10 protein-coding genes and 1 pseudogene are annotated in these 9,542 nt (G+C 54.7%); 7 read left to right on the plus strand and 4 right to left on the minus strand.

The features are described from left to right. Positions 1 to 124: 124 nt before the first annotated feature. Positions 125 to 1,153 carry a DUF4238 domain-containing protein gene (locus tag DMX10_RS11560; RefSeq protein ID WP_111261196.1) on the plus strand — a complete coding sequence of 343 codons (1,029 nt, stop codon included), beginning with the start codon at positions 125 to 127 and terminating at the stop codon, positions 1,151 to 1,153. 179 nt (positions 1,154 to 1,332) lie between these two features. On the opposite strand, the gene DMX10_RS11565 is transcribed toward DMX10_RS11560, so the two are convergent. Then, entirely contained in the window at positions 1,333 to 1,881 is a 549-nt protein-coding gene (locus tag DMX10_RS11565; RefSeq protein WP_111261197.1) for a GNAT family N-acetyltransferase, read from the minus strand. A gap of 267 nt (positions 1,882 to 2,148) precedes the next feature. On the opposite strand from DMX10_RS11565, the gene ligD reads away from it, so the two are divergent. From ligD to DMX10_RS11580, 3 genes are all read left to right on the plus strand, one after another. Next, positions 2,149 to 4,743 (plus strand): DNA ligase D, encoded by a 2,595-nt coding sequence (gene ligD / locus DMX10_RS11570; protein ID WP_111261198.1) that lies wholly within the window; start codon positions 2,149 to 2,151, stop codon positions 4,741 to 4,743. Further along, the gene (locus DMX10_RS11575) at positions 4,743 to 4,967 is read left to right on the plus strand and encodes a DUF2188 domain-containing protein (protein WP_111261199.1); all 225 of its coding nucleotides are present in this window, start codon (positions 4,743 to 4,745) and stop codon (positions 4,965 to 4,967) included. The genes ligD and DMX10_RS11575 overlap by 1 nt, the downstream gene beginning before the upstream one ends. Positions 4,968 to 5,035: 68 nt before the next feature. Next, positions 5,036 to 5,236, plus strand: coding sequence for a hypothetical protein (locus tag DMX10_RS11580; protein ID WP_111261200.1), 201 nt, complete (start codon positions 5,036 to 5,038; stop codon positions 5,234 to 5,236). 204 nt (positions 5,237 to 5,440) lie between these two features. On the opposite strand, the gene DMX10_RS11585 is transcribed toward DMX10_RS11580, so the two are convergent. Next, the gene (locus DMX10_RS11585; protein ID WP_111261201.1) at positions 5,441 to 6,940 is read right to left on the minus strand and encodes a sensor domain-containing diguanylate cyclase; all 1,500 of its coding nucleotides are present in this window, start codon (positions 6,938 to 6,940) and stop codon (positions 5,441 to 5,443) included. A gap of 595 nt (positions 6,941 to 7,535) precedes the next feature. Here DMX10_RS11585 and DMX10_RS11590 point away from each other — a divergent pair. The 3 genes from DMX10_RS11590 (at position 7,536) to DMX10_RS11600 (ending at position 8,653) form a co-directional block, all read left to right on the plus strand. Continuing rightward, complete coding sequence (locus DMX10_RS11590) at positions 7,536 to 7,946, plus strand: low affinity iron permease family protein (RefSeq protein ID WP_111261202.1); 411 nt, start codon at positions 7,536 to 7,538, stop codon at positions 7,944 to 7,946. Positions 7,947 to 8,053: 107 nt separating this feature from the next. Next, a complete protein-coding gene (locus tag DMX10_RS11595) occupies positions 8,054 to 8,296 on the plus strand; it encodes a hypothetical protein (protein ID WP_111261203.1) in 243 nt (80 codons plus the stop codon). Positions 8,297 to 8,404: 108 nt separating this feature from the next. Further along, complete coding sequence (locus DMX10_RS11600) at positions 8,405 to 8,653, plus strand: hypothetical protein (RefSeq protein WP_111261204.1); 249 nt, start codon at positions 8,405 to 8,407, stop codon at positions 8,651 to 8,653. A gap of 256 nt (positions 8,654 to 8,909) precedes the next feature. On the opposite strand, the gene DMX10_RS32430 is transcribed toward DMX10_RS11600, so the two are convergent. After that, positions 8,910 to 9,119, minus strand: coding sequence for a hypothetical protein (locus DMX10_RS32430; protein WP_146603006.1), 210 nt, complete (start codon positions 9,117 to 9,119; stop codon positions 8,910 to 8,912). A 137-nt stretch (positions 9,120 to 9,256) separates the two neighbouring features. Further along, positions 9,257 to 9,412: pseudogene (locus tag DMX10_RS11605) on the minus strand (YetF domain-containing protein); the annotation flags it as partial. Between the last annotated feature and the right edge of the window lie 130 nt (positions 9,413 to 9,542).

The raw sequence follows: 9,542 nt of genomic DNA on the forward strand, positions 1-9,542 counted from the left end.
GACAATCCTACCTCAGTGATTATCAATGCCGTCGTTTGATCTCACCGATTAAGCTACGCGAGACGCTTCAGCAGCTGAGCTAGGGTTCCGGGGTGTCTGATTCTCCAACTGACAAGGCTTGGCTATGCACCAATTGCGCAAAGACAACCACTACGTTCCCAAGCTGTACCTGAAGCAGTGGTCGCATGAAGCACTGATTCCTACCTACCGTCTGTTGGTTCCAAACGAGAAAGTCCCCCTGTGGAAGAGGCAATCCTTGAAGGGAATCGCTTACCACCAGCACCTCTATACCTACCTTGTTGGGCAAGAGGAGACGGATGAGTTTGAACGCTGGCTCGACAGTGAGTTTGAGAGCCCTGCGGAAGAGGCGATCCGGCGGGTTGTTCACGAGGAGCGATTGGAGCCAGAGCATTGGAGGAGGTTGGTGCGTTTCGCAGGAGCATTGGATCTTCGTACACCAGCCCAACTCAGGCGGTTCATTGTCCGTCAGAACGAAACGCTACAGGAGTTAATTGATACGACCCTGCAGCGCTCCATACAGGAGCTGGAGAACACAGTCGCGCGAGGGGAGTCGATACCGCGTCTAGCTGATGATGCCCACAATGACGCGCGTTCGATCTTCAAAGTATCCATCGAGGGGCTGCCAGAGGGTGGTGGGCAAATAAGGGCAGAGACTGTTATTGGGAGGCAGCTCTGGATTTGGCAGATGAGGCACTCCCTTTCGACAACTCTAAGTCGTCTGCCGATTGAGAACTGGACGATCTTGCATGCCCCTGTGGGTATGTCTTGGCCCACATCTGATGATCCACTCATCCGCCTAAATCTTCATGATTCAGGGAGATACGACTTCAATGGGGGATGGGGCAATAGGGGTGGGATCATTTTGCTCCCTCTAAGCCCGAAGCACCTCCTCTACACCTGTATCGGCAGCCGGCCCGTATTGCGGGGTAGCAAGGTAGACGTAGCGACAGCTCATCTGATGAGGAGGATCATCATTGAGCACGCAGATCGCTATGTGTTCTCCAGTGAACTTAGTGATATCCACTTGATACGACCTAGACGGGTCTGCGCGGTCACTCATAAGAACGAGCAGGCATTCTGGCAGCGCTGGCACCACGAGCAGTCCCAAGCTGAGATAGAGCTGCAAAGCTGATCTCTCCCAGAGGCCAGAAGGTATCAGTGATCTGAAACGAACCGGGTTTTGTAGGCACCAAAAGGTTTCAATTGATGCAGGCTAAATCCTGAGCGATCGTCCGCTTTTGGCCGATAGCTGCCGTCCTATTACGGTGTCGGCCAAAAACCGTCCTACGCTGCATGTGGTAAAAGAAAGTGCTACTGATTCAAGCAACGTCTCGTCATCGTGGTGTACGAAAACACTCGCCCGTCGATCTTGAACATGTTCGGCACCTCCCCTATCTGGAGGAATCCGGCCTGTTCGTAGAGAGCACGAGCGGCCTGGTTGTTACTGAGGACCTGTAGATCAATCCACTCAAGCCCCGAGGACTCTGCCCAGAGCCTTGCGTGTTCGATCAGGGCAGCCCCCAGGCCTTGGCGGCGCAGGGAGCGATGTACACCCATTCCGAGCAGGCAGCGGTGTGCCGTGTAGCGCTCTGCGTGGGCTCGGAGGTCGATGTGCCCGAGTATCTGCCCTTCCACCCCTCGCGCCACCCACGCCCGGCGCCAGCCTGGCTCACCCACCGCTATCTCCAGCCCGGCACGGAACGCAGCTTTGCGCTCTTCAGGAAACGAGCCAGCATCACGGGAGAGCGGTTGGAAATATCCAACCTCAGGCGATCCGTTCTCCTGTAGATGCTCGTCCAGATAGTTGACGAACTCATCGAATTCGGCAGGAAGCAGTGCGTCTATGAAGTATGTCTGCATGGTTGAGCCGCTCCTTGGTCTATTGCTTCAGCCTCCATCAGCAGGTCGTTACGATCAAGAGCCTTGTATGTTCCCCAGCGCGCTTCCGTTTTCCAATTGCTGGCCAAAACGCTTCGAGACAGGCTGCTGCCGGCTAGAAGAAGCCGTTTGTCTTCACCCTGGAACGAACGGGATCCATACCTCGTCCTCTTCTAAGGGCGGCGGATAACAGCTAGCCCTATCCACGCGGCGCATGCGCCGCTCCTGGCTACCTGTACGAGCCTGCTCATGACCAAGCGATTGGACGAGTACAACCGTAAGCGCGACTTCACAGCTACGCCCGAGCCATCGGGAAATTCAAATGCGAGGAAACGTCGCTCGCCTGCTGCCCATGCCCTGCAGTTTTGCATCCAGAAGCACGATGCAACCCGCCTTCATTACGACTTCCGCTTGGAGTTGGATGGCACGCTCAAGAGCTGGGCAGTCCCAAAGGGGCCGAGCCTCGATCCGAAGTCGCGAAGGCTTGCAGTTCATGTGGAAGACCACCCGCTCGACTACGCCACCTTCGAAGGCAACATTCCCGAAGGCCACTACGGAGCTGGCGATGTCATCGTCTGGGATAGAGGGGTGTGGATCCCGATTGGAGATCCAGCCGAGGGATACCGAAAAGGGAAGCTCAAGTTCGAACTCGAAGGCGAAAAGCTAAGCGGTACCTGGAACCTCGTTCGCACCCATATCGAGGGGAAGCAGGAGCAGTGGTTTCTTATCAAGTCCAACGATGCGGCAGCGCGGCCTGCTTCCGACTATGACATCGTAAAAGCCCTCCCCGACAGCGTGTTGAGCGACCGTACCATCGTGCCGAAGAAGCGCGGCGGCAAGGTGGCCGAACCAAAACCCGCCAAGACTGTGTCGAGCAGGACGACGAAAAAGAAGAGCGTCACCCTGAAAGGCGCCCGCACAGCTCCGCTACCGGAAACCCTCAAGCCCCAGCTGGCCACGTTGGTTGAATCAGTACCGGAAGGCGATTGGCTCTATGAGATCAAGTTCGACGGCTACCGGATCATGGCTCGGATCGATGACGGGGCCGTCAAGCTGTTCACCCGCAATGGGCATGATTGGACGTCCAAGATGCCCCGCCAGGCCGAGGCACTTGCCAGTCTCGGTTTGGAATCGGCCTGGCTGGATGGCGAGGTCATCGTCGCGAACGAAGACGGTGTGCCTGATTTCCAGGCACTCCAAAATGCCTTCGATTCGGGCAGTAGCGGCAACATCGTTTTCTATGCCTTCGACATGCCGTACCTCAATGGCATGGATCTACGAGACGTCCCCTTGGAGCAACGTCGCTCTGCCCTGGCGCAGGTCATGGAGCGCAGTGAGGATGAGGTTCTTCGCTACTCCGAGGACTTCGCTGAGTCAGCTGAAACGATGCTCAACAGCGCCTGCCAGATGCACCTCGAAGGCCTTATCGGGAAGCTGGCCGGAAGCCCGTATGTTTCTCGGCGAAGCAGTACCTGGATCAAGCTCAAGTGTAAGCACCGTCAGGAATTCGTAGTCGTGGGGTATACCGAACCGAAGGGATCGCGAAGCGCGTTCGGCGCGTTGTTGCTCGGTTTGCACGACGCTGACAGTGGCGAGCTTAGGTTTGCCGGGAAGGTCGGTACCGGATTCAACGAATCAACGCTGCGCTCAATCTTCTCGCAGCTCACCTCGCTGGAAACCAAAAAGACGGCATTGGTGAACCCGCCGACCGGCTTCGAAGCAAAAGGCGTCCATTGGCTCAAGCCGGAGCTACTTGCGGAGGTCGCGTACGCGGAGATCACCAAGGACGGAATCGTTCGCCACGCGGTGTTCCATGGGTTGCGTAACGACAAACTCGCCAAGGCAATCACTGAAGAGCGCGCAAAGCCAGCTGCTGAGGTTGAGAAGCCTGTTCCCAAGAAGCCACGGGCGAAGAAAAGTGTCGTGGAAGAGCCTTCACCTTCTGCAAAGCAGATTCGTATTACTCACCCAGAGCGCGTCATCGATGCCACCAGCGGATCGACGAAGATGCAGCTCGCCGAATACTACGCGTGGGTGTCGCAATGGATGCTCACACAACCCCATCTGAAAGATCGCCCCGTTGCGCTGGTTCGGGCCCCTGAGGGAATCGCTGGCGAGCTGTTCTTCCAGAAAAACGCCGAGCGCCTGGCTATTCCCGGAATCGAGACCATGGGCAAGGAGTACTCGGGGCAACCAGTGATGCTGATCAATCGAGTCGAAGCGCTGGTGGGCGCCGTGCAGATGAGCACGGTCGAGTTTCACACCTGGAACGCAACGTCTGCAGATCTCGAGCGACCGAACCGCTTTGTGCTGGACCTAGACCCCGATCCTGCGCTGCCCTGGAAACGCATGGTTGAGGCGACCCAACTGACTCTCACCATTCTGGATGAGCTGGGTCTGGCCTCTTACCTGAAAACCAGTGGCGGCAAGGGTATCCACATAGTGGTGCCGCTGACGCCAAAGGCCAGTTGGGACGAGGTGAAAGAGTTCAGCCACGCTATCGTCAAGCACATGGCCAAGCTACTGCCGGATCGCTTCTCTGCTGTTTCCGGCCCCAAGAACCGGATCGGCCGGATCTTCATCGACTATCTACGCAATAGCCAGGGTGCCACGACTATCGGCGCCTTCTCGGCGCGCACCCGTGAAGGCTTACCCGTATCAGTTCCGATCTTCCGAGAGGAAGTCGCAGAGCTCAAAGGTGCGAACGCCTGGAACATCCACAACCTGCACGAGCGACTGACCGAACTGGGGAGCGACGATCCCTGGGCGGGCTACCCGAAAACGAAGCAAGTCATTACCAAAGAGATGCGCGATCGCATCGGTCTCAAAAAGAGGGTTGGCTGATGAAAAATTATCACTTAGTACCCAAAGACAACGAATGGGTTCTGCATGAGGAAGGCAGCACGAAGTCACTCAAGAAGGCAGCTACCAAAGACGAGATGCTTTTGCTGATACCGATGCACTTCGCTGGAAAGGAAGCATCGGTGAAGATCCACCGGGCCGATGGCACCCTCGAAGAAGAGCGGACCTATCCGCGGAAGTCTGATCCCCGCGAGAGCAAAGGTTGACCTTCGTCGCCCAAGTATCGGCAGAGCCCAACGTCCATTGAAGCTTGCATAGCATTGAGGAGAAAATCATGAACAACCCAGACCACGATAAAACTCCCGTTCCCGAAAGCTCGCAGGAAACTCAACAGGGGTCGAAGAAAGGGGCCGGCAAACTAGAAATCCCCGATCCTGCGACCGAGACAGTGGACAAAGTGATCACGCCCACATCAGTCAAGAAAATGGAAAAGGAAACAGAGGAGATTCGATCGAAAACAGGTGTGGGCAAGTAACATCAAGGGGCCGACACTAAGCCCCTTCGGAGCTTACGCAGGGGCTCTTGCTTGAGAACTGCCTGCTGGCGTGATGTATCAATGGGATGCGGATCTTGAACGGTGCCCTTCACCTTCATGGCCAAGTAACGGCAGGGGGGGCCATTTTGATCAGTGTTCCGAGAGCGACGACCCCATGCTCATGCACTTGTATATGGCGTTTTTCTATTCCTGGTATCCCGAAACCTGGTTTCTCCCGCCATTCTTCGCGCGATAAAGTGCCCCGTCTGCCTTCTGGATGAAGCCTGCTTCATCTTCACCCTGGATGCTCTGAGCGTCCACGGTGTGGAATCCAACACTGACCGTAACACGTCCGGCTGGATTACCTCGGTGTGCTATTTCCAGGTTCCAGATGCGCTCCCTAACTCTCTCCGCCACCTGCTCAGCCTCAGCAGGCCCGCACCCGGGTAACAGCATCACCAGCTCTTCTCCACCGTACCGAGCTGCCAAGTCCTCCTGACGCCGTGCCGACTCTGCTAACGCCCTCGCAATGGCCTGAATGCAACGGTCGCCCTCGACATGACCATATTCATCGTTGAACCGTTTGAAATAGTCGATATCAAGCATCAACAAAGCCAGCGGCTGATTGCTGCGAGCAACTCTATTCATTTCCTGTCGAAGGGTCTGATTAAAGTTCCGACGATTGGAGAGCCCAGTCAAAGGGTCTTGGAGCGATACACGTTCCAGCTCCAACTCCACAGCGAGGCTCCGATTGATTTCCCGCCTGAGAGCCGCGAAGAAAACCAAGAGCCCCATGAAAATGGCAGCACTCACGATGGAGCTCGCGATGACTTGCGCCCACCAAGGGCGAAGGATCGTCTTGAGGTCCACGCCCGCGATGGCCACGATAGGCAACTCGGGAAAGGCGTTATAGCTGTAAACGCGCTCAACCCCATCCACGGTCGATTTGAACAGCGCAGTCCCCATAGGGCCTTTCGGTAACAGCTGGGAAAAGATCACCCCGTTATAAATGCTTGAACCGATTGCGCCGGCCACTTCGGGGCGTCGAGCCATGATAGTGCCGTCGTTATAGGCCAGGGTGATGTTTCCATCGTCACCTATGCTGAATCGCTGAAAATATTTCGTGAAATAATCGACTTTCAGAGTGATTAAAGCCACGCCAGCAAATGTGCCATCCGGGTTGTTTATCCGGCGAGAGACAGGAATTACCAAATCTCCGGTTGAGCGGCTAATTATCGCGCTGCCCACTCTCACACGGCGATCATCGTGTGTTTGATGATAAACAAAATAATCACGATCTGAATTGTTCGCATTGGGCGGAATCGATTCCTTATCGGTTACGACCCAATTCCCGGCCTGGTCATAAATGAATATGCCGTGGACCTGTGGCAGGCTAGATATTTGACGGCGCAGCAGTCGCTTGATCTGGGAGGAATCCGCGATATTGAAATCCCCCCATTCAGCACGATCTACAACTCCGAGTAATACCACATCAGCTTGCCTAACCGTATCCTGCACCATGCCTTCAAGGGCATTAGTTAGGTTGGAAACATTGTATTCAGCCTCGCGAACATAGTTTTTGTAAGCGTGCCAAAGTTGAACAAACTGTGTAATCACGACCACCAAAAAGCCAGCACACAGTAGACCTACAGAGAGTTGACGCAGATTTTCTAAGTGACGTGGTGGATGGTTGGCAGTGGTCATGTACCCAGCATTCCTTGGAGCGAATCAATAAAGTATAGCTTAGTGTCATTTCTAAAGCCTATGTCGGACACTGCTTGGCTCCAAGTTTTTGACAGTAAACTAGACCTCCGTATTATCGCGGTCGCGCTTATAGTATGCTTTTGGCTTAGAGAAGGTGATGCTCTGTGGCACTACAGAGTTATCAACTAGCACGATATCAATAATCTCCAGTTGACAGGCCCTTAGCCAAGCGGACGCTGATAGGTTTCCCAGAGGCTTAGGCGGGCGTTCTCCATAGGCATGGTAAACGAGGTGAAGGGCGGCCTTTTTAAGATTTGGCAGCTGGTTGCACTTTACGCTGACAGCTCGCTCAGCGCCGTCTACACCACGGTATAGAATTTTCCAGTCCATTATGCGCCTCCAGCGGGACTTGGTTAAATGCGGAATTTCCTGCTCGTTTGCCCTGTCTACCTATTTGAGTCTTCCTGCTCAGCTATAAGCGAGAGCGTAGCGTTGAGGCAAGCTCAGACTCCGTACAACCTAAAGACGGCATCACTTTGACGGCGATCAGAGAGAATGGTTCGCTTAAAAGGGCCCGCTAATAAGAGAGAATATTATGCGCAACTTTGAAACTGCGGCGAGGTGGTTAGCAGAACGTAGCGGTAGCCCTAGGACCTTTGGGTTGGCGTTAGGAGGAATCGCCTTATGGGGCATTACGGGACCCTTTTTTTATTTCAACGACACTTGGCAGCTCATCGTTAATACGAGCACAACAATTATTACGTTCCTAATGGTTTTCCTGCTGCAAAATACGCAGAATCGCGACACTGACGAGCTTCATATCAAACTCGATGAGCTGCTACGCGCAACAAAAGGGGCTCAAGCTGAACTAATGGCCTTGGACGACCGTACCGCTAGCGAATTGAAAGAACTACGAGAAAGGTACGTTCGTCTAGGGAAGGAGGATGGATGTGAAACGTCGCCTTGCCCGATTCGGGACACGAAGAAAAACCCGGGGGCTGATTAAATAGCCGTTATGGTGTGGTCTCTGGGCGATCCGGCGCGCGCACTAGAACGCCTAGTCGCTCTCTATCCAATTTGCCGTCAAATCCGTGTTTTATTGAGGTACTGGCTATGGAATCGGTTCTTTTCTACAGAGGACTTGCCTATGTTAGCTTCGACAGCCAGAGCAGCCCTTCCGCGGTGGAGCTGACGGAAGTTTCCATCTTCCAAGCCGGCCATCTCTATGAGATTCATTGCAAAGGTCAGCTCCCATCTAAGCGCGTGATCATCACGCCGCTCCGCAGCCCCACGCTTCATGGCCAGGTCGTGGAGCAGCTGTCCGGTGTCACCCGATTCGTCATGAGGCCAGGTTGATCACCCAGAAGGGCCATTGATCAGAAAATAGCCGAAGGGCTTTTCGTTCAAGAATTCGCTTCGCTATTCTGACGCCATCTTACTGGCTCGAAAGGGATGGAGCTTCGGATGACCCTCACTACTGGCGATATCAGTAGACTGTTTGAGATCTACATGCCCGCCTACGCGTGTGAAGCGTCTCGGATGGCGGATGGCACTGTAACGCTGCAGTTCCTCAACAAGGCCAACCGCGATGTGGTGACCCTGCCAAGTCTACCCACGGTGCAGCTCAGCTCTGCGCCGGCCATCAAAAAGCTCAGCAAGTCACTGAATGAAGAGTTTGCTGTGGCTATCGCCCGACGAGGTGTCGGTGCGTGACTGGTGAGTGCGACTCCGGCAACGATCTCACTGAAGAGCTCCAGGGACTGGTTCGGCAGATTGCGTGGTGGCGTCCTGACATGCATTCAGACGAGATACACAACCACATTGTGGAGCGCGCGTTAGTCACACGATCTGACCCCAAAGCAGTGGCGCAGGCCTACCTCGTCAGAGCCAAGAACGGAATCGCCATGCCTTGGGAAACGAAGTGACACGGCGCGGATACACCTGAAAGGCCAGTCCTGAATGGTAGTACTCACTGCAGAAGGGTCACGCTGAGTACAACGATGCCGGCGCAGAAAAGCCAATCGTCAATAGAGCCTGCCTCATCAGGAGGAGGTTTTCCTGGGAAAGCATCCGAGTAGACCGCGAACGCAATCGCTTCTGTGCTTGGAACATTCAGGGCGGATAGCTGCGCTTCACGCACAAGGCCCTGAAGGTCATAGGTAACTTTCCAGACGTTCATCACCGTGGCCGACGAATGAATAGGCGTCGTCAAATATAGTTACCTGGACGCCCCATACAAGCCCTTCATCGTTTACCGGCTTTCGCGTATGCCCCCTGTGCAAGGCGCTTGGTGCGCTCACAAACACCTGGGAATGATCAATCTTTCGGAATAACGGAAATCTTCCCGTTCTTCTCGATGATGGCGAATTTGATCTGATCCAGCCGCTCCAGTCCCTGCTTCTCTCGAGCAGATTCAAGTACATCCTCGATTCGGAGGCGAGCAGCCTTTAGCCTCCCCTGAATAGGAACCCCGTTTGAAGTGGCCTAATGATTCTGGACACCCCGATAGGGCGTTAAGCTTCGCCCACAGAGGTGTTCATGAGCAGAAGATCATTCAGTTCGGATTTCAAACTAGAGGCCGCCCGCTTGGTGGTGGATCAAG

The sequence above is a fragment of the Pseudomonas sp. 57B-090624 genome (genome assembly GCF_003234055.1).
Lineage (GTDB): Bacteria > Pseudomonadota > Gammaproteobacteria > Pseudomonadales > Pseudomonadaceae > Metapseudomonas > Metapseudomonas tohonis.